The sequence below is a fragment of the Kribbella sp. VKM Ac-2571 genome (assembly GCF_004362255.1).
In the GTDB taxonomy this organism is placed as follows: Bacteria; Actinomycetota; Actinomycetes; order Propionibacteriales; family Kribbellaceae; genus Kribbella; species Kribbella pratensis.
The window spans coordinates 135,934-155,397 of sequence record NZ_SNWS01000010.1; the positions used below are offsets into that span (position 1 = coordinate 135,934).

The window sequence follows — 19,464 nt, forward strand, 5'->3', positions numbered from 1 at the left end:
CAGTTAGGTCGTGTCCCGGTCATCCGGTGCTCATTCGGTCTTTCCCTGCTGGTCGCCCGCGTAGCATCGTTGCCGTGGACCCCACGCTGGCTGCGGTGCTGGGCGGCGTCATCGGCGCGGCCCTGGCTCTGCTTTCGCTCGGCGCGATGATGCTTTCGGAGCGGGCGCAGCGCAAGATCCCGGAGTCCCCGGAGCCCGCCGTACCCTCCGGTGTCGCCACGGTGCTGTCGGTACTGCGGTCCTCGGCGGTCGTGATGGGGCCCGAGGACCAGGTGCTGCAGGCCAGCGCCCCGGCGCACGTGCTCGGCATCGTCCGCGGTGAGCGGCTCGTGGTCGACGACATCCTGACCATGGTTCGTCAGGTCCGTCGCGACGGCGAGATCCGCCAGCAGGACCTGGAGATCGTCCGGGGCCGGCTGGGTGCGACGCAGTACGTCAGTGCCCGGGTGGCGCCGCTGGGCAGCCAGCTCGTACTGGTGCTGGTCGAGGACCGCACGCGCGAGCGCCGTCTGGACGCGATCCGGCGGGACTTCACCGTCAACGTCAGCCACGAGCTGAAGACCCCGGTAGGCGCGCTGATCCTGCTCGCCGACGCGGTCTCGGAGGCCTCCGACGACCCGGAGGCTGTGCAGCGGTTCTCGGACCGGATGCGGATCGAGGCCTCCCGGCTGAGCCGGCTGGTCAAGGAGATCATCGAGCTGTCCCGCCTGCAGGGCGACGACCCGCTGGAGAACCCCGGCCCGGTGGACATCAACGGGGTCATCGAGACCGCGGTGGACCGCTGCCGGATCGACGCCGAGGACCGGGACATCAAGATCGTGGTGAAGAGCGAGCCCGAGCTCGAGGTGCTCGGCAGCGAGGACCAGCTGGCGATGGCGATCGGCAACCTGGTCGAGAACGCCATCAACTACAGCCCGGACGGCACCCGGGTCGCGGTCGCCGCGCATCCGATCGGGGACCTCGTCGAGGTGACGGTGTCCGACCAGGGTGTGGGCATCCCGAGCAGTGACCTGGAACGCGTGTTCGAGCGCTTCTACCGGGTCGACCGGGCCCGCAGCCGGGAGACCGGCGGCACCGGTCTCGGCCTCTCGATCGTCAAGCACATCGCCTCGATCCATGGCGGCGACGTGCGGGTCTGGAGCGTCGAGGGCCAAGGTTCCACCTTCACCGTGAGACTCCCGTTGCGGCTCGAACCCGCACCGGGCCAGACCGACTCCACCAGCCAGGAGGAGCCGGCCGTTCCCCTGACGCCTACCCCGTCAGGTCAGAAGACAAAGGAGACAGCTTCGTGACCCGAGTGCTGGTCGTCGAAGACGAAGAGAGCTACAGCGACGCGCTGTCGTACGTACTGCGCAAGGAAGGGTTCGAGGTCGCCGTCGCGGAGACCGGGCCGGACGCGCTGGACGAGTACGACCGCGCCGGTGCGGACATCGTCCTGCTCGACCTGATGCTGCCGGGTCTGTCCGGCACGGAGGTCTGCCGGGCGCTCCGCAGCCGGGGCAACGTCCCGGTGATCATCGTCAGCGCCAAGGACACCGAGGTCGACAAGGTCGTCGGGCTCGAGCTCGGCGCGGACGACTACGTGACCAAGCCGTACAGCCCGCGGGAGCTGCTGGCCCGCGTTCGCGCCGTACTGCGTCGCGGTCAGGACGTCGAGCTGCTGCCGGACACCCTCGAGGCCGGCCCGGTCCGGATGGACGTCGAGCGGCACGTGGTGACGGTGTCCGGGACCGAGATCCGGCTCCCGCTGAAGGAGTTCGAGCTGCTCGAGATGCTGCTGCGGAACACCGGCCGGGTGCTGACCCGCGGTCAGCTGATCGACCGGATCTGGGGCGCCGACTACGTGGGCGACACCAAGACCCTGGACGTGCACGTGAAGCGGCTGCGCTCGAAGCTCGAGAAGGACCCGTCGAACCCGCAGCACCTGGTCACAGTGCGTGGCCTGGGCTACAAGTTCGAGTCCTGAGTCACACCCCGGCAGGTCGCGACGGCCTGTGGAGTTAGCTTAGGCTCTCCTTAGTTGAGGCAATCTAAGGAGCACTACATGTCCTGGTCCCGTATCAAGGTCGCCCGAGGTGTCGCCGGCGCGGTCACCGCCGTGCTGTTCGCCACGACCTCGCTGGCCGCGTGCGGCAGCGACGGCGACAAGCAGGCCGAGACTTCGGCCGGTACGGCCGGCTCGGCACAGTCCGGGTTCCCGGTCACGCTGAAGAACACGTTCGGCGACACGACGATCACCAAGAAGCCGGAGCGGATCGTCACGCTCGGCTGGAACGCCCAGGACGTGGTCTACGCGCTCGGCGAGACCCCGGTCGGGATGCCGAAGGTCACCTACGGCCCGACCGCCGACGGCGTCACCGCGTGGGATGCGGACAAGTTCGACAAGTCGAAGACGACGTTGCTGGACACCGGCGACAAGTACCCGTTCGAGAAGATCGCGGCGCTGAAGCCGGACGTCATCCTGGCCCCGTACGAGGGCTTCGACGAGGCGACGTACAAGACCTTGAGCGGGATCGCGCCGACCGTCGCGTACCCGGGGGCGCCGTGGCAGACCACCTGGCAGGACCAGACCCTGCTGGTCGGTGAGGCGCTCGGCAAGAAGGCCGACGCGGAGAAGCTGATCGCCGGCATCTCGGACAAGATCAAGCAGGTCGCCGCGGATCACCCCGAGTTCAAGGACAAGACCATCACGGTCGGCTCGTTCGGTGCCGAGAACTACGTCTACATGCCGGGTGACCCGCGCGTGCAGATCCTGAACGAGATGGGCTTCAAGAACGCGCCGGGGGTGGAGGCGCTGGAGAAGACCAACACCAAGAAGGAGTTCTCGCTCACCATTAGTAAGGAGAAGGTCGCGGACGTCGACGCCGACGTGCTGATCGCGTACGTCGACGGGATCGGGACGCAGAAGTTCCTGGCCGACCCGGTCTACTCGTCGCTGAAGGCGGTCAAGAGCGGTGGCGCGTACGCGCTGCAGGACCAGCAGGTGATCTCCGGCATGAGCGCGGTGAGCGTGCTGAGCGTCCCCTGGGTGCTCGACAAGGTGCTCCCGAGCCTCTCCAAGGCCGCCTCAGCCAGCAAGAACTAAGGGCCGGTACGGCGAACCACGCCGCCGGCTCGCCCTACCAAGTAGAACTGGCCGTCCCGCGCCGGGGCCGCCCTGCCAAGTAGAACGGGCCGTCCCGCGGCGGGGCGGCCCGTTCTGTCGTTCGGAGGTCTACTCGGCGGCGGGGGATGGGGAGTAGTGGTCGTCGGTGAGGACCGGGACGTAGGCCGAGACCGGTGCCGCGGTGCCGAAGGTGATCGTCACGTTGACCATCTGGCCCGGCTTCGCACCGGTCACGCTGATCGCCGGACCGGCCTCCTCGGCGCCCGGGGTCGGGGTCCCACTCGGGGTTTCCGACGGCGTCGTGCTCGGGCTGGTCTCGGCGCCCGGAGCCTCGGTGCCCGTGCCCGGCAGGACGAGCGCTGTGTGCGGCTCCAGCTCCAGCGGCTTGGTGAGCCCGGTGAACTTGACCTCGGTCGGCTGGTCGGCGCCGGCCTGGCCGTCGGCCGTCCCGGGTGCGGCCTGCTCGATGCTGACCACGGTCTCCGGGGCGTCGCCGTTGTTGACGATCACGCTGTGCAGTTCACCCTTGCCGTCGCCATCGGCCAGCACCAGCATGTTGCGGACCTTGATCTGGCCGGACTCGATGTTGGTGCCCTCCGCGGCCTGGTACGGCTGCAGGGTCGGCGCGGAGAAGCTCGCGCTGCACGCCGCCAGCGCGATACTGAGAGTGGCGGCGGCACCCGCCAGCGCGGTACGCCGGGCGAACCGCGAGGACAACGTGATCGGCACTGGAATCCCTCTCGTGCAAGCTTTTCGGACCTGTCGCGGCACTGGTGTGCGGCGACGGCGGACCGACTGTGGACCGGCTGTGGACACCGTCAGGCAGCGGCCTCCGGCGCCCCACAGCGTAGCCCTCGTGATGGGCGGGCCGGACGCCGGGATGCCGCCGAAAGGGTGCCGAAGCGATGTCCGGAGCAACGGTGTGCGCGCGCACGAGGCATGTGAAACAGCGTTTGTCAAGGCAGGAAGTGGCCCCTGACCAGCGCAAACGCCCCGGCCAGGCCAGCGACCGCGTGGTAGTATTGGTCTTGGAAAGGGGCACGTGACATATGACTTTCACAGTCGGCGAGACGGTTGTTTACCCCAATCATGGTGCGGCCGTCATCGAGGACATCGAGACCCGCAAGATCAAAGGTGAGGACAAGGCCTATCTGGTCTTGAGGATCGTCGCACAGAACGACCTGGTCGTCCGGGTCCCCGCGTGCAACCTCGATCTCGTCGGCGTGCGTGACGTCGTGGATCAGGCTGGCCTGGAGCGCGTCTTCGACGTGCTCCGTGCACCGCACACGGAGGAGCCGACCAACTGGTCGCGACGCTACAAGGCGAACCTGGAGAAACTGCACTCCGGTGACGTGCTGAAGGTGGCAGAGGTCGTCCGCGACCTGTGGCGCCGTGAGCGTGACCGCGGTCTGTCCGCCGGTGAGAAGCGGATGCTGGCGAAGGCTCGCCAGATCCTGGTCTCCGAGCTGGCCCTGGCCGAGCACACCAACGAGGACAAGGCGGAAGCCATCCTCGACGAGGTCCTCGCTTCGTAGTCGAATCCCATGAGTAGCGCGGTCGTGATTCCCGCGGCCGGGCTAGGGCTGCGACTGGGTGGTGAGACCCCGAAGGCATTTCGAGAGGTCGGTGGCGACTCGTTGCTGGTCCACGCGGTGCGTGGACTGAAGGCAGCGACCGCCGCCGACCTCGTCTGTTTCGTGGTCGCCGTGCCGCCCGGCTCCGAGGAGACGGTCGGCAAGGAGCTCACGCCGTACGTCGGGGATGCGCGGCTGATCGTGGTGGCCGGCGGTGCGGAGCGGCCTGCTTCGGTGCGGGCAGCTCTGGACGTGGTGCCGGTCGACGGGATCGACTGCATCCTGGTCCACGACGCGGCGCGGGCGTTCGTGCCGGCCGCTGCGATCGAGCGCGTCGTGGCGGCGGTGCGAGCCGGCGCCGAGGCCGTCGTACCAGTGGTGCCGGTGACGGACACGATCAAGCGGATCGGGCCGACCGGTGACGTTGTCGAGACGCCTGATCGGTCGACGCTGGTCGCCGTACAGACACCGCAAGGGTTCGCTCCGGACGTACTGCGGCGCGCACATGCGGCTGGTGCCGACGCGGCCGTGACCGATGACGCGATGATGTGTGAGCGGATCGGGGTCACGGTGCGGACGGTCGAAGGTTCGCCGGACGCGTTCAAGGTGACCCGGCCGCAGGACCTGCTGCTCGCCGAGGCGCTGCTTGCGGAGCGGAGGATCTCGTGAAGGTTCCACGGGTCGGCAACGGCGTCGACGTACACCCGCTGGAAGAAGGCCGCCCGATGTGGCTGGCCGGCCTGCACTGGCCGGACGAGCCGGCCGGGCTGTCAGGTCATTCCGATGGCGACGCGGCGGCACACGCTATCTGTACGGCGCTGCTCACCGCCGCGAAGCTGGGTGACCTGGGATCGAACTTCGGTACCGCCGAGCCCGAGTGGGCCGGTGCGGCCGGGATTGTGCTGGTGGCGGAGGCCGCGCGCCGGGTCCGGGCCGCCGGGTTCGAGATCGGGAATGTCGCGGTGCAGATCGTCTGCAACCGCCCCCGGATCGGCACTCGTCGCGAGGAGGCGGAGAAGGTCCTCTCCGCCGCGTGCGACGCCGAGGTTTCGGTGAGCGCGGCAACGACCGACGGCCTCGGCTTCCCCGGCCGCGGCGAAGGCATCACCGCCATCGCCACCGCCCTCATCTACTGACCTACCCCGTCGCCTCCCCACCTCCCCGCCCCGCTCCTTTCAACTTTGAGAAGCCACCGATCATTTTCGGAGCGGGTTCTTGGTCGGTGGCTTCTCAAAGTTGGGGACGGGAGGTGTCGAGGGGGACGGGGTCCGGGGAGAAGCGGGCGGCTCGGGGGTCTAGTTCGTTGCCTTGGCGTTGGGTGAGCGGGGCATAGAGCTCGGGGCGGCGGCCGCGGAGCCAGCGGCGGCCGGTTGCCAGGGGCACCAGGTCGAGGTCGAGGTCCGCGACCACCACGGCCTCGGCGGGGACCGGGGTCTCCGCGACGATGCGGCCGTACGGGTCGAGGATCATCGCGTTTCCCGTGCGGAGTTCATCGTCGTCCCGGCCGACGCCGTTGCTGAACAGCAGGAACATCCCGTTGTCGTGCGCGCGTGCCGGCAACCACCGCATCAGCCATTCCCGCCCGCTCGGCCCGTTGAAGGCCTCCTCGATCGCCGCGCGGTCCCCGCTCGTCCACACCTCTAGGGGGATCGGCTTCATCCCGTGCGGGCTGCGCGAGTTCGTCCCGCCGGTCTGGTGCGGCGCGATCAGGACCGTTGCGCCGAGCAACGCCGTGATCCGGACGTTCTCCACCAGGTTGTTGTCCCAGCAGATCAGCACCCCGGCGCGGAATCCCCACGGCGTGTCGAACACCGTGTACGACGATCCGCTCGCGATCTCCTCGTGTTCGAACGCATGCAGCTTCCGGTGCACGTGGACGGTTCCGTCCGGCAGGCAGACGGCGTACGCGTTGAACAACATGCCGTCGGCACCTTCGAGGAACCCGACGCCGATCCCCGCGTCCAGTTCCTTGGCGAGAGCAACGACCCGGCTGACCAGCGGTCCATCGGCCGGCTGGGCGAGCTCGTGCAGCCGGGCGGGAGTGTGTCGCCGGAGATGCCAGTAGCCGAGCAAGCACATCTCCGGGAACACGATCAGCCGGGCGCCGTCGCCGACTGCCTGCCGGGCGAGACGGTCGACCGTGGCGAGATTGGCCGAGGGCTGGTCAGGGGTCGGCTCGAACTGCACGACAGCGGCGCGAAAGGACGTCATACGACCATCGAAACGCCGAGGCACCTATGACGTCCAATAGCGGTTCGCGAAGGTTCCATATCCTGGGGTTATGGATCTCCGTCTGCTGCGGGCGTTCGTCACGGTGGCCAGACTGCGGAACTTCGGGGCCGCGGCCGTGGAGTTGTCGACCAGTCAGCCCGCGCTGACCAAGCAGATCCAGGTGCTGGAGCGCCGGGTCGGCTCTGTGCTGTTCAGCCGCGGCAGGCACGGCGCGCGGCTGACCCCGGCCGGGGAACTGTTGCTTCCTGACGCTCTGGAGTTGCTGGACCGGTCAGAGGCGTTCGAGCGACGGGCCGTTCAGGTGGCGTCCGGGACCGAGGGCTCGCTGGCGATCGGGTTCGGGTTGTCGGGAATCGAGCTGGCGCCGCGGGCGGTTGCGCTGTTCCGGAGCCGGTGGCCGGGAGTGACGATCTCGCTCGAGGACATGTCCTCGGCGGTGCAGTGCGAGCGGTTGCTGGCCGGGAGCCTGCAGATCGGGTTCGTACGATTGCCGGTGCCGGCCGGCCTCGAGCACCTTCGGTTGCGACGGGATCGCCTCACCCTCGCCGTACCGGCCGACCAGCAGTTGCCGCGTGATCTGGCCGGCTGGATCGACGAGCGGCCGCTGGTCCGCCTGACACCGGACCGCGGGCCGGGACTGACCGCCCAGATCGACACGCTGTACGCCGAACTTGGTTGCCGCCCGCAAATACTCCAAGAGGCCGGCGACCTGCAGACCGTCCTCGCCCTGACGGCAGCCGGCGTCGGCCCGGCCGTCGTACCGCAGACCGCCGAACGGATCGCGCCGCCCGAGGTCCGCCTGGTGCCACTCCCCGGCCGCGCAGCCACCTGGTGGATCGGCACCGCCTGGGCCACCAGAACGCCCCTCACAGAACGCTTCGTAAAAGCCGCCGCCGAGGTGGCACGCGCCGGCTAAGGCCCTGACGAGAAGCCGGGCTTGACGACGTGGTCGACCTGTCCGTTGAGCCTCCGCCTGTTCCAGGCGGCCGCGGCCACGATGCCGCTCGCACCCAGCAGACCGAGGACGCTCATCACGATGTCCAGGGTCAGGTGCTGCTGGCCGACGCACCTCGGCTGCAGCATGCCGTGCGGGTCGATGCGTACCTGTACGCCGCCGCCGGGAAACTCCCGTCCGTAGTCGGACCTGAAGTCGTAGCTCTTGCCGTTCGGGCAGTCGGCGGTGAAGTCCCAGACCTCGCGGTTGCGGTAGTTGTGCACCCGGCAGTTGAGCGTCTTGCCGACATGGGCGAGTCCGAGCGGCGTCGGCGTCATCAGGAACGGAACCGCCGCCATCGCGCTGGCGGCGGCGCCGAGATAGCCGAAGTACCCGCCGCCGAGGATCGCGATGCCGAAGGTGAAGAACATCGTCCCGAGCACCAGCACCAGGACAGCGATCACCACGTTGTGGGGCGGGAACGTATAGATCAGGCCGGCGACCACGAACAGCACCGCACCCAGTGCGATGTACCTCCGCGTCGGGCCCTGTGGAGATCCACGCCGCCGCAGCGGCTTGCCGGCGATGATCGCGATCACCAGGATCACTGTGACCCCGAGGAAGAACTCCAGCGGTGCGTATTTCATCAGCGTCGTCTGGGGAGGGGTGGGAGTTCGTAGGAGTCCAGCCACGCGGCGAACAGGTGGCGTAGGGACTGCTCGTCGGGGCTGAAGGTGGTGGCGAGGGCGATGAAGTCGGCGGTGGTGACCGACCCGTGCCGGTGCGTCTTGGTCCACGTACGGAGGAGGTCGAAGAACGCGTCGTCGCCGAGGTGCTTGCGCAGTACGTGCAGGGTGAGCGCGCCGCGCTTGTAGAGGCGGTCGTCGAACATCAGGTCCGGGCCGGGGTCCGACAGCATCAGGTCCTGTGGCAGGCCCTTCAGCCGCGTGTGTGCCTTGGCTGCTTGCTGATCGGCGGAGAGTCCGCGTGCCTCCTCCGACCACAGCCACTCGGCGTAGCAGGCGAAGCCCTCGTTCAGCCAGATGTGCTGCCAGTTCGCCGGGGTCAGGCTGTTCCCGAACCACTGGTGCGCCAGCTCGTGCGCGACCAGCCGCTCCGATCCGTTCCGGCCGTCGACGTGGTTGCTGCCGAACACCGAGATGCCCTGCGCCTCGAGCGGGATCTCCAGCGGATCGTCGGTCACCACGACCGTGTACCCACCGAACGGATACGGCCCGAACTGCCGGCAGAACAGCTTCATCATGTCCTGCTGGCGCCCGAAGTCGTGCCGGAACTCGCGGCTCCGCGCGGCCGGCAGCACGCCGCGGATCGTCACGGGCGAGGCGGCCAGGTCCACCTCGTCGTACCGTCCGATCTGCACGGTCGCGAGGTACGTCGCCATCGGCGCGGCCTGGTCGAACACCCAAGTCGTACGGCTCGCCTTCACCCGGCGTGACACCAGCCGCCCGTTCGCGACGACCTGGTACGGCGAGTCCGTGGTGATCGTGATCCGGTAGTGCGCCTTGTCGCCGGGGTGGTCGTTGCACGGGAACCAGGTGGCCGCCCCGCTCGGCTGGCTGGCGACGATCACGCCCTCGGTGAGCTCCTCCCAGCCGAGCTCGCCCCACGGGCTGTCCTCGGGTCTCGGGTTCCCGTTGTAGTGCACGTCGACCGAGAACTCGGCGCCGTCCGGGATCGTCGTCGCCGGGGTGATGTGCAGTTTGCCGCCGCGATGGACGTACCGCTGCGGCCGACGGCCGTTCACCGACACCTTCGACACCCGCAGCCCGGACAGGTCGAGGCTGAGGCGCGAGAGCGCCTGGGTGGCGAACGCCGTGATCGTCGCCTTGCCTGTCAGCCGGTTGCTGCTGACCCGGTAGTCCAGGTCCAGCTCGTACGACTCGACCTTGTAGTCGTTGCTTCCGTGGCTGGGCACATACGGGTCAACCATCAGCTCTGCCAGGGACCGATGGGGTTCCCGGCCCAGCGCGTGCCCGCCGGCACACCTTCACCACGCATCACGAGAGACACCGGCCCGATGGTAGCTCCTGCTCCCACCTCGGCCGCCGGGAGGACGATGCCGTGCGGGCCGAGGGTTGCCCCGGCCCCGAAGGTGACTGTGTTCATGGAGAGAACTCGATCATGAAACAGGTGCGTTTGCAGCACACAACCGCGATTCACCGTGGCCCCATCGCCCAGGGTGACCAGATCCGCCTCCGGCAACCAGTACGTCTCGCACCAGACGCCCTTACCGATCTTCGCTCCCAGTGACCGCAGCCAGAGCGTGAGGACCGGCGTACCGGCGGCGGCGTTCGCGAACCACGGCGCGGCGACCAGCTCGACGAAGCTGTCGACGACCTCGTTGCGCCACACGAACGAGCTCCACAGCGGATACTCGACGGCTCTCGTCCGGCCGACGATGACCCATTTCGCGACCGTCGCCATCCCGCCCGCGACCGCGCCGGCCGCGAGGATGACCGCGCCGGACAGCAGCATCGTCCACCACGGACCCAGCCAGAGGTCGAGCGCCTGCAGGGCGAACAGCACGCCGAGGGCGATGAGCACCGTGCCCGTCATCGGGACGAACCGGCACAGCTCGACCAGCGCGCGGGCGACCTTGAGCTTGTACGGCGGGTTGAACGTTCGGCTCTGATTACCCGAGACGGCCTGACGGCGCAGCTTCACGGGTGGCGAACCGAGCCACGACGTACCGGCCTTGGACTTCTTCGGGGCCGCGGACAGCACCGCGACCAGGCCGTTCTTCGGGACGCTCCGCCCGGGCGCGGTCATCCCGGAGTTGCCGAGGAAGGCCCGCTTGCCGACCTTCGCGCCGGCCACGTGCAGCCAGCCGCCGCCGAGCTCGTACGACGCGATCATCGTGTCGTCGGCCAGGAACGCGCCCTCGCCGACGGTCGTCATCTTCGGCAGCAGTAGCACCGTCGATGCCTCGACGTCGCGGCCGATCTTCGCGCCCAGCGCACGCAGCCACCACGGGGTCAGCAGGCTCGCGTACAGCGGGAAGAGCAGCGTGCGAGCGGAGTCGAGGAGCCGCTCGGTGGCCCAGACCTGCCACCCGATCCGGCTGCGGACCGGGTAGTGGCCGGGCTTGATCCCGATGCCGAGGAGCCGTACGCCGATCAGCGTGAGGACCGCGATGGTGGCGAACCCGACCAGCGTCATCAAGGGGATTGCGCCCAGCGCATGCAGCGTCGCATCCGGCAACGTCTGGGTGCCGCGCAGCGCGTGGCCGAGCACGACGAACGCCGCGGCTGCCCCGGCAACCGGGATCAGGGACATGAGCGCGGACTGGGCGCCGTACGCCGCAACCCACCACGGAGCGCGCGCGGGACGGTGGTCCGGCCAGGGGTGCCTTGCGCGGCCGAGCCTTGCTGCGGGCGAGCCGGACCAGCGCTCGTTGTCGGGGACCTTGCCGGAGACGGCCGAGCCGGCCATGATCTCGGCGCTCCGGCCGATCTCTGCGCCCGGGAGCAGCGTGCTGCGGGAGCCGACAACCGCGTCGGGGCCGACGGAGATGTGTCCGACGTGCAGCCGATCGCCGTCGATCCAGTAGCCGGCCAGGTCGACCTCGGGCTCGATCGAGGCGCCGCGGCCCATGGTGAGCATGCCTGTCACCGGTGGCAGCGTGTGCAGGTCGACGCCGCGGCCGACCTTCGCGCCGAGCGCGCGGGCGTAGTACGCGATCCAGGGCGCGCCTGCCAGATTGGCGGCGCCGGCCGCGTCGGCGAGGTTCTCGGCGGCCCACAGCCGGACGTGGACGTGGCCGCCTCGCGGATAGGTGCCCGGTTTCAGGCCGCGCAGCAGGATCCGGGCGCCGACGACCGCGATGCCCATCCGGCCCGCCGGGCTGATCAGGATCAGCCAGCCGGCCAGGATCCACCACCAGGAGACGGTCCGCGCCCACGGGAGCGGCTCGATCAGCGCGGCGAGGAGGTTGTTCAGCGTGAACACGTAGACCAGCCAGCGGATACCGACGACGGTCTGCAGGATCAGCGTCAGCGCGGTCTGCAGGAGTTGCGTGCTCTTCGGTGTCGGCCGGATCTCCCGGAGCCCGACCGGCTCGAGGGCTGCGGGCTTGAAGTCGTCGAGCCGCTCGGCGAGCGCGCCGAGCCGCGGGTACTCGTAGATGTCGCCGACCGTGACGTCCGGGAACCGTTCGCGGAGGGCCGAGACCAACTGCGCCGCGGCGAGGCTTCCGCCGCCGTGCAGGAAGAAGTCGTTGTCGGGTCCGGTGACCTTGGCGCCGAGGATCTTCGTCCAGCGTTCGGCCAGCCAGCCGGCGGTGCCGTCCAGCTCGGCGGCCGGGCCGTCATTGTCCATTCCGGGCAGCGGCCAGGGGAGCGCGTTGCGGTCGACCTTGCCGGAGGTCCGGGTGGGCAGTGTGTCGACGATCGCCAGCAGCGGCACGAGCGCGGCGGGCAGCGCCTCACGCAGACGCTCGGTGGCCTTGGCGTTGTCGAAGGTGGCGGCCTCGTCCGGTACGACGTACCCGACGAGGAGCTGATTACCCGCGGCGCTGTTGCGTACGGCGGCCGCGGCGCCGGAGACACCCGGGAGGGCCTGCAGAGCGGCGTCGACCTCGCCGAGCTCGATCCGGCGGCCGCCGAGTTTGACCTGCTCGTCGGCGCGGCCCTGGAACAGCAGGCCCAACGGGTCGGATCGGACCAGGTCGCCGCTGCGGTAGGCGCGGTCCCAGCCGAGGGTCGGCATCGGGGCGAACTTCTCGGCGTCCTTGGCCGGATCGAGGTACCGGGCCAGGCCGACGCCGCCGATGATCAGCTCGCCGATCTCGCCGTCGGCAACTTCGTTGCCTGCGGCATCTACAACGGCGAGATCCCAGCCGTCCAGCGGGACGCCGATCCGGACCGGCCCTGCGCCGGTGAGCCGGGCGGCGCACGCAACGACGGTGGCCTCGGTCGGACCGTAGGTGTTCCAGACCTCACGGCCTTCGATCGCGAGGCGTTCGGCCAGCTCCGGCGGGCAGGCCTCGCCGCCGAAGATCAGCAGCCGGACCTGATCCAGGGCGTCCGGCGGCCAGAGCGCGGCCAGCGTCGGCACGGTCGAGACGACAGTGATGCCCTGGGCAACCAACCACGGGCCGAGGTCCATACCGGTGCGAACCAGTGAACGTGGTGCGGGCACGAGGCAGGCGCCGTACCGCCAGGCCAGCCACATCTCCTCGCAGGACGCGTCGAACGCCACGGACAGGCCGGCCAGGACCCGGTCGTCGGGCCCGATCGGCTCGTCCTGCAGGAACAGGCGGGCCTCGGCGTCGACGAATGCGGCCGCCGATCGGTGCGTGACCGCGACACCTTTCGGTACGCCGGTCGAGCCCGAGGTGAAGATGATCCACGCGTCGTCGGTGGGCTCCGGGCCGATGCCGCGGCGCGGAGAATTCGTCGTACTCGTGGCGTCCATGCGGGCCGAGTACGGATAGTCGAAGGCGCCGTTGGCCGCGTCGTTGTCGGCCAGCGGCGCCTGTTGTGGACGGGTGATCGTGAGCTCGAGCTCGTCGCCGACCGTGGCCGCGACGGCTGCCTCACCGAAGACGAGTTCGGCACGCTCCTCCGGGTCGTCGGCGTCGACCGGGACGTACGCCGCGCCCGCTTGCAGGGTGCCGAGAATCGCGACGTACAGGTCGTTGTGTCCCGACGAGATCCGGATCCCGACGCGGTCACCGGGGCCGATACCGGCCGCGGTCAACCGGGCGGCGAACTTGCTGGTTTGCACCAGCAGTTCGCGATAACTCAGGCTGACGCTGCCGTCGTCGAGTGCGGGTTCGTCCGCATACTTGGCGGCCGTCTCCTCGAGCACATCCACCAACGTCCGCGGTGCCGTCGCCAGGTCCCCGCGTCGCAACGTCACGGCCGGATACTACGCCGCCCAGTTACGCCTTGGATAACTCGAAGCAAACACGTGGGTGCACCCATCAACCGCTTGTTCACCCCCAGTGCGCGGCCGCAGCGAAGGTCTGGAAGGAACGGGCGGGGCGGCCGAGCGCCTGCTGTACGTCGGTCGTCGGCCGGCCACCGTGCCCGTCCGCGATCGCCACCAGGATGGAGGTGAGGAGCTCGGCACCGGTGCGCGGGACGCCTTGTGCGACTTGCTGTTCGGTGTACTCGGCGGCGTCGAGAGCGACATACTCGACGCAATGCCCGGCCTTTGTGATGTGCGCTGTGGCTTCGGTGAAGGTGATCGCCTCTGGGCCGGTCAGCTCGTAGGTGCGGCCGTGGTGGCCGGGCGTGGTGAGGGCTGCGGCGGCCACGTCGGCGATGTCGTCGGCATCGACGAACGGTGTGCGGCCGTCGCCTGCCGGAAGGGCGAGGGTGCCGGCGCGCACCGCCTCGCGCCACGGGCCTTCGCTGAAGTTCTGGGCGAACCAGTTGGGGTGCAGGATCGTCCACTCGGCACCGGATCCGCGCACGGTCTGCTCGACGGTGTGCAGTGGGTGGGCGGGATCGGAGGCGCGCGACGCCGACAACAGGACCAGGCGTCGTACGCCGGACGCGATCGCGGCCTCGGCGAACCGCGCAAGGCGGCCGCCGGGGCGGACGGTGGGCTCCATCAGGTACGCCGCGGTGATGCCTTCGAGCGTGGGCTCCCACGTGGACGGGTCGTCGAGCTCGAGTCGTACATCGCCTCCGGTGCGCGACGCCGTACGGACGGATCGGCCCGCGGACCGGAGCCGGTCCGCGATGCGACGGCCGGTGGTACCGGGGCCGCCGAGGATCAGGTAGTTGTGCATGACATCCAGCCAACGCGGGTCAGCACAGACGATCCATGGGAGATCGTCGCCGCTCCATGGGTGATCGTCTAGCCTCGGACGCTGTGGACGTTCTGAGCGAGCTCTTGCAGCGGGCGCAGGCGACGGATGCGCTGGTGCGGCAGATCATCGCGCGCGGGCCGTGGTCGATGACGTACGCCGACGTACCGTCGCTGTCGGTCGTCGCGACCCTCGGCGGTAGTGCCTGTTTGCGGCTGGATGACGGCGTACCGCGGATGCTGGCCGCCGGGGACATCGTCCTGATCACCGGCGTGGACAGCTACACGATCGCGGACGATCCTGAGACGCCGGCGTACTACGTGATTCGCGACGGGCGGAAGTACACGGTCGACGGCGACCCGGTGGAGTGGCGGGAGTACCTGGCACCGCGGACGTACGGCGACGGGCTGCCAGGCGCGACCACTATGGTCCGGGGCGCATACGACCTCCGCGGCGGTGTCGGCGACCGCCTCCTCGGGCTGTTGCCTCCGCTGGCGGTCGTGCCCGCTACACCGAACACCCGCCCTGCCCTGGACCTCCTGACGACAGAGGTCGCTCGTGAGGAGCCAGGTCAGGACGCTGTCCTGCGGAGGCTGCTCGACTTCGTCCTGGTGCTCGCACTGCGCGCGTGGTGTGCCGGACCGGATGCGGCACCCCCGTCCTGGTTCCGCGCCCTCACTTCACCGGGCGTGGGCGACGCACTCCGCCTCCTCCACGAGGAGCCCGCGCATCGCTGGTCGGTGGCGGAACTGGCCGCGAAGGTCGGGCTGTCCCGTGCGACCTTCGCTGCGCGCTTCACCAAGCTGGTCGGCCAGCCGCCACTTACCTACCTGACCACTTGGCGCATGACGCTCGCCGCCGACCTCCTGCGCACCACGACGGCCACTGTTGCCGTCATTGCACGCCAGGTCGGCTACGAAGACCCGTTCGCCTTCAGCGTTGCCTTCAAACGCACCTATCAGCAGTCGCCGACTACCTGGCGCCGGGCGGTCACACGGGAACGTTGATGGAGTTGTCGCGGGTCGTGGTGCGGGGCGGCTTGGTCATGTCGGCGACGGTAAGTCTGGTCGCCGGGGACCCCTCCCGAACTCAGTCCAGTACGTCGAGGTCCGCCGGGACCAGTGTGGTGCTCAGGAGCAGTTCCCGGAACATGTTGTCGTTCAGGGCGTTGCCGACCGGCTCACCGACCTCTTCACGAGTCAGGCCGGGTACGCCGTCCCGCGACAGCCGACTGCGGACGTTCGAGACCAGATGCTCGACCCGCTTGGCGGTCCAGCTCTCCGTCGGCTGCAGCTCGGCCAGCTGGTCCGCGGCCTGTCGCCAGGACAACGGCAACGGGTGCAGGTCGTGCAGCAGGTAGCGCTGGCCGACCACGATCAACGCGAGCTTCTCGGCCGGAGACAGCTGCCAGACGCGCGGCGGGTGCGTTGACTCCCGTGGCCGCGGTACGGGGCGAGTGCCGCTGTCGCCCACGACGTACACCTCCAAGAGGTGCTCGCGTCCGCTGGAGCCCTGGACGAACAGCGGTGTGTAACCAGCCGCGAGAGGTATCGGGTCCTCGCCGGCGAACAGCGTCCGCTGACGTGGGAACCGCACGGGCAGTCGCCCGGTCACAGCGACGTACCACTGACCGTTGCGGTGGCTGATCGAGCCGTGCATCCGGCTGACGCGAGGATCGTCCTCGCCGATGCAGACATGCACCTCGGGACGGTTGCGTCCGAACAGGATCGTCCGGTGTGGTCCGGCGTCGAGGCTGACACCACCTGCGACGCTCAGCACGAAGATGGTGCCCGGCTGTGCGGCAGGTACGCCGCGGGACAGGCTGGCCTGGTTCGGGGGGAGACGCTCCATCTCAGGCCTTCGGCAGCTTCGCAGCGACTGCTTGACCGAGCTTCGTGGCGAGTCCGCACAGTGTGGTCTGCGTACCCGGGCCTCGCGCGATGACCGTCACCAACTCGACGGTATCGGCGTACTGCCGGAACACGATCAGCACCGCACAGGTCCCCGGGCCGTCGTCCTCGCTCGACACGAACGCGGACCGGCCGGACATCGTCACCGGACGCCCGTCCGATGCGTCGAGCGGCTGGTCGCGGTCGAACCGGACGTCCACCGACAGATCGCTGGTCGTGCTCTCCCAACCGCACGACCAGCCGCCGAACGACGTGTCCGGATGCTTCGCGTCGACCGCCGGGATCAGCTCGAGCGCCTGGTTGTCCAGCAGCGTGCAGGCGTCGAGATGGGCCAGCGACGCGGCCGGCAACGGCTGCGTACGGCGGGGGATCGGCCCGGCCTTCAGCACCCCGATCGCCTTCTGCGTCACGGCTTCCGCCATCGCGCACACGTCCATCCCGGACCCGTCGGTGTGCCGGGCCTCGACCACTACGTGCGTACCGTCCGACAGCACGAGTACGCGTTCGCATTCGCCGTCCCCGGCCCGCGCACGGACGACCTTGTTCAGGTTGCCGGTCAACTTCTCCACCGCACCCTGAGGCAGTTCGTTGTCTGCTTCGTCGAGCTCCGCCCGTACATCGACCTGCTGGCCGCCGCTGGCGTTCACCACCACGTCACACCGGTCGAAGTTCCGGTACGCCGGTTCCAGCGTCGCGTCCCCGAACTTGCTCAGCGACGCCGCGTCGATCAACGCACAGGGATCCACCGTCAACGGATCACCCACCGGACCGGCTATCGCCGTCGTGGGCGCCGCCGCCGGCTCGGACGGTCCCGACATCGCCCGTCCGATCAGCACAGCCAGTACGGCGACCACTGCGGCGCCGGCCGCCGCCGCGGGGACCACCCATCGCCTGCGTCTTACGGGCGCGACCGCCGCACCGCCGAGCTCGGTGACGACCTCCGCGACCGTCGGGCGGTCGGCTGGTTCGACTGCGAGCATCCGCGTGATCAGCGGCGTCAGCTCGCCGCCGCGTCGCAACGGCTCCAGTTCACCGCGTGCAGCGCGCCGCAGAACCGCCAGCGGGTTCGGGTTGTCGCCGAAGGGCGAGTGGCCCTCCAGCGCCGTGTAGAGCACCGCGCCCAACGAGAACACGTCGGAGGCGGTCGTCGGTTCGTTGCCGTTGGCTACTTCCGGTGCCAGGTGGGCCGGCGTACCGACGGTCGAGCTGTCCGTCAGGGTCGCCTCGGCCCACAGTCGCCGCGAGATGCCGAAGTCCGCGAGTTTCGCCGTACCGTCCGCAGTGACCAGGATGTTGGCCGGCTTGAGGTCCCGATGGATGATGCCCGCGGCGTGCACGGCCTGCAGGGCGGACGCGATCTGTACGCCGATCCGCGCGACCTGGTCGGGTGGCAGCTTGCCGAGTTCGTCCAGGCTCCGCGACGGCAGGTACTCCAGGACCAGCCAGTGCTCGTCCCCGTCCGTCACAACGTCGAAGATCGTCACCACGTGCGGGTCGTGCAGCCGGGCACCGGTCCGCGCCTCACGGCGCAGCCGGCGTCCGTCCGGGTCGTCCACTCCGGGATGCGCGCGTTTCAGCGCGACCATCCGGTCCAGCTGCTGGTCGTGGGCACGCCAGACCGAGCCCATACCGCCCGAGCCGAGCGGTTCCCCCAGCAGGTAGCGGCCCCCGATCAGCCGGCCTGTCACTTCACCAGGTCCGCCGGTACCGCGAAGGTGTCACAGGCCTTGTTCTCACCGATGTTGAAGCCGTTCTGGATCCAGAAGCCCTGGCTGGTCGCCAGACCGTGCGTCCGCTCGTCCTCCGGTGTGTCGGCCGACTCACCGAAGCTGTTGCTGGACTGCTCCTTGAACTCCTGCAGCCGATCGGTCAGCGGGTACGACTTCGCCACGGCCTTGCTGAACACACCGGCGAAGCAGGACGCCTGCAACTCGTTACGCCGCGAGCTCTCCAGCTTCTGCTCCGGATGGTCCTGCAGATAGACGGCACGGGCGTAGAACAGCCCGGTGACGCCCTGGACGTGGTGGCCGTACTCGTGCGCAATCGTCATCAGGTACGCCAGGTCCTGCTGCGGACCGAAGGCACGGTTCATCTGCTTCACGTCGGTGTACATGACCTGGTTGCCGTAGCAGTAGAACGCCAGCACCCGTCCCGACAGCGGCGCGAAGTTGCCGCACGGCGTCTGGACCGGCTGGTCGAACACGACCAGCCCTGGGTCCGGCTTGTCCTGGCCGAGCTCCTTGAAGATCGGCCGCCACGCGTCGTTCAGACACTTGAAGAGCCGCTGGTAGTAGACCTTCTGCGACGCCAGGCTGCCGCTGCCGAGGTTGGCCGCCGGACAGTTCTGCTGCGGCAGTGCACCGGTGCGGTAGATGTCGGCGTTCAGCAGGAAGTCCTCGGCGGTGCCCTTCTCGGGCGTGGTCGTGGGCGTCGGCACGATCGACGGACCGGTCACCTTGGGCTCGGCCGTGGCCGTGGTGCTGTCGGAGCCCAGCAGGGCGGCCAGCACGGCCACCGATACGCCGATGAAGGTGAGGAAGATGAAGCTCACCAGGACCAGGCGCAGCGCCCCACCGCGCTTCCGTGGCGGCTGGAACCCGTTGAACTGACCCGGACCGCCGTAGTACGGCTGAAACTGGCCTGGGTACTGCTGACCCTGGTATTGCTGCCCTTGGTACTGCTGACCGGGGTACGGCTGCCCCTGGTACGGCGTACCTTGCGCCGGCCCCTGCGGGTACGGACCCTGCTGCGGCGGCCACGGCGCGGCCTGCGGTGGTGGCAGCACACCAGGCGGCGGGCCGAGTGGCCTGCCCTGCGGTGCACCCTGCGGTGGGCCGCCGTACCCGTACGGGCTGCTCACAGGTCTGGCCTCCAGTGGTCGGGTCACGCGGTCGGTCGAGTTCGCTGCACGAACCGGCACGAGACTA

At 69.3% G+C, this 19,464-nt stretch carries 17 protein-coding genes; 8 read left to right on the top strand and 9 right to left on the bottom strand.

What is annotated here, in order from left to right:
* The first annotated feature begins 74 nt into the window (after positions 1 to 74).
* The 3 genes from EV651_RS22685 (at position 75) to EV651_RS22695 (ending at position 3,085) form a co-directional block, all read left to right on the top strand.
* Complete coding sequence (locus EV651_RS22685) at positions 75 to 1,292, top strand: cell wall metabolism sensor histidine kinase WalK (protein ID WP_133787235.1); 1,218 nt, start codon at positions 75 to 77, stop codon at positions 1,290 to 1,292.
* Complete coding sequence (locus tag EV651_RS22690) at positions 1,289 to 1,966, top strand: response regulator transcription factor (protein ID WP_133787236.1); 678 nt, start codon at positions 1,289 to 1,291, stop codon at positions 1,964 to 1,966. Before EV651_RS22685 ends, EV651_RS22690 begins: the two co-directional genes overlap by 4 nt.
* Positions 1,967 to 2,044: 78 nt before the next feature.
* Positions 2,045 to 3,085: an iron-siderophore ABC transporter substrate-binding protein gene (locus tag EV651_RS22695; RefSeq protein WP_133787237.1), complete on the top strand. Its 1,041-nt coding sequence runs from the start codon at positions 2,045 to 2,047 to the stop codon at positions 3,083 to 3,085.
* A 129-nt stretch (positions 3,086 to 3,214) separates the two neighbouring features.
* Here the strand turns inward: EV651_RS22695 and EV651_RS22700 are convergent, their stop codons facing one another.
* Complete coding sequence (locus tag EV651_RS22700; protein ID WP_133787238.1) at positions 3,215 to 3,835, bottom strand: hypothetical protein; 621 nt, start codon at positions 3,833 to 3,835, stop codon at positions 3,215 to 3,217.
* Between the two features lie 320 nt (positions 3,836 to 4,155).
* Here EV651_RS22700 and EV651_RS22705 point away from each other — a divergent pair, with 320 nt between their 5' ends.
* The 3 genes from EV651_RS22705 to ispF are packed head-to-tail and all read left to right on the top strand — an operon-like array spanning position 4,156 to position 5,816.
* Positions 4,156 to 4,641 carry a CarD family transcriptional regulator gene (locus EV651_RS22705; protein WP_130383315.1) on the top strand — a complete coding sequence of 162 codons (486 nt, stop codon included), beginning with the start codon at positions 4,156 to 4,158 and terminating at the stop codon, positions 4,639 to 4,641.
* A gap of 9 nt (positions 4,642 to 4,650) precedes the next feature.
* Complete coding sequence (gene ispD / locus EV651_RS22710) at positions 4,651 to 5,349, top strand: 2-C-methyl-D-erythritol 4-phosphate cytidylyltransferase (RefSeq protein ID WP_133787239.1); 699 nt, start codon at positions 4,651 to 4,653, stop codon at positions 5,347 to 5,349.
* A complete protein-coding gene (gene ispF / locus EV651_RS22715; protein ID WP_133787240.1) occupies positions 5,346 to 5,816 on the top strand; it encodes a 2-C-methyl-D-erythritol 2,4-cyclodiphosphate synthase in 471 nt (156 codons plus the stop codon). The genes ispD and ispF overlap by 4 nt, the downstream gene beginning before the upstream one ends.
* 94 nt (positions 5,817 to 5,910) lie before the next feature.
* Here ispF and EV651_RS22720 read toward each other — a convergent pair whose 3' ends face one another.
* Positions 5,911 to 6,891 (bottom strand): nitrilase family protein, encoded by a 981-nt coding sequence (locus tag EV651_RS22720; RefSeq protein WP_133787241.1) that lies wholly within the window; start codon positions 6,889 to 6,891, stop codon positions 5,911 to 5,913.
* 70 nt (positions 6,892 to 6,961) lie between these two features.
* Between EV651_RS22720 and EV651_RS22725 the strand changes: the two genes are divergently transcribed.
* Positions 6,962 to 7,828: a LysR family transcriptional regulator gene (locus EV651_RS22725; RefSeq protein ID WP_133787242.1), complete on the top strand. Its 867-nt coding sequence runs from the start codon at positions 6,962 to 6,964 to the stop codon at positions 7,826 to 7,828.
* Here the strand turns inward: EV651_RS22725 and EV651_RS22730 are convergent.
* The 4 genes from EV651_RS22730 to EV651_RS22745 form a co-directional block, all read right to left on the bottom strand.
* A complete protein-coding gene (locus EV651_RS22730; RefSeq protein ID WP_133787243.1) occupies positions 7,825 to 8,493 on the bottom strand; it encodes a hypothetical protein in 669 nt (222 codons plus the stop codon). The two genes, EV651_RS22725 and EV651_RS22730, sit on opposite strands and share 4 nt — an antisense overlap.
* Positions 8,493 to 9,797, bottom strand: coding sequence for a M1 family metallopeptidase (locus EV651_RS22735; RefSeq protein ID WP_133787244.1), 1,305 nt, complete (start codon positions 9,795 to 9,797; stop codon positions 8,493 to 8,495). The genes EV651_RS22730 and EV651_RS22735 overlap by 1 nt, the downstream gene beginning before the upstream one ends.
* Entirely contained in the window at positions 9,797 to 13,729 is a 3,933-nt protein-coding gene (locus EV651_RS22740; protein WP_133787245.1) for a Pls/PosA family non-ribosomal peptide synthetase, read from the bottom strand. The genes EV651_RS22735 and EV651_RS22740 overlap by 1 nt, the downstream gene beginning before the upstream one ends.
* Before the next feature lie 76 nt (positions 13,730 to 13,805).
* A complete protein-coding gene (locus tag EV651_RS22745; RefSeq protein WP_133787246.1) occupies positions 13,806 to 14,609 on the bottom strand; it encodes an NAD(P)H-binding protein in 804 nt (267 codons plus the stop codon).
* 83 nt (positions 14,610 to 14,692) lie between these two features.
* Here EV651_RS22745 and EV651_RS22750 point away from each other — a divergent pair, with 83 nt between their 5' ends.
* Positions 14,693 to 15,634 (top strand): AraC family transcriptional regulator, encoded by a 942-nt coding sequence (locus EV651_RS22750; RefSeq protein ID WP_133787247.1) that lies wholly within the window; start codon positions 14,693 to 14,695, stop codon positions 15,632 to 15,634.
* Positions 15,635 to 15,716: 82 nt separating this feature from the next.
* Here EV651_RS22750 and EV651_RS22755 read toward each other — a convergent pair whose 3' ends face one another.
* From EV651_RS22755 to EV651_RS22765, 3 genes are read right to left on the bottom strand one after another with little or no spacing between them, the layout of a single operon-like run.
* A complete protein-coding gene (locus EV651_RS22755; protein ID WP_133787248.1) occupies positions 15,717 to 16,478 on the bottom strand; it encodes an FHA domain-containing protein in 762 nt (253 codons plus the stop codon).
* Between the two features lies 1 nt (position 16,479).
* Complete coding sequence (locus EV651_RS22760; protein ID WP_133787249.1) at positions 16,480 to 18,225, bottom strand: serine/threonine-protein kinase; 1,746 nt, start codon at positions 18,223 to 18,225, stop codon at positions 16,480 to 16,482.
* Positions 18,222 to 19,457: a neutral zinc metallopeptidase gene (locus EV651_RS22765; protein ID WP_238157129.1), complete on the bottom strand. Its 1,236-nt coding sequence runs from the start codon at positions 19,455 to 19,457 to the stop codon at positions 18,222 to 18,224. The genes EV651_RS22760 and EV651_RS22765 overlap by 4 nt, the downstream gene beginning before the upstream one ends.
* Positions 19,458 to 19,464 lie beyond the last annotated feature (7 nt).

Coding starts and splice junctions, on each gene's coding strand:
- EV651_RS22695 (WP_133787237.1), top strand. CDS start 2,045: ATGTCCTGGTCCCGTATCAAGGTCGCCCGAGGTGTCGCCGGCGCGGTC.
- EV651_RS22705 (WP_130383315.1), top strand. CDS start 4,156: ATGACTTTCACAGTCGGCGAGACGGTTGTTTACCCCAATCATGGTGCG.
- ispD (WP_133787239.1), top strand. CDS start 4,651: ATGAGTAGCGCGGTCGTGATTCCCGCGGCCGGGCTAGGGCTGCGACTG.
- EV651_RS22720 (WP_133787241.1), bottom strand. CDS start 6,891: ATGACGTCCTTTCGCGCCGCTGTCGTGCAGTTCGAGCCGACCCCTGAC.
- EV651_RS22725 (WP_133787242.1), top strand. CDS start 6,962: ATGGATCTCCGTCTGCTGCGGGCGTTCGTCACGGTGGCCAGACTGCGG.
- EV651_RS22730 (WP_133787243.1), bottom strand. CDS start 8,493: ATGAAATACGCACCGCTGGAGTTCTTCCTCGGGGTCACAGTGATCCTG.
- EV651_RS22735 (WP_133787244.1), bottom strand. CDS start 9,797: ATGGTTGACCCGTATGTGCCCAGCCACGGAAGCAACGACTACAAGGTC.
- EV651_RS22745 (WP_133787246.1), bottom strand. CDS start 14,609: ATGCACAACTACCTGATCCTCGGCGGCCCCGGTACCACCGGCCGTCGC.
- EV651_RS22755 (WP_133787248.1), bottom strand. CDS start 16,478: ATGGAGCGTCTCCCCCCGAACCAGGCCAGCCTGTCCCGCGGCGTACCT.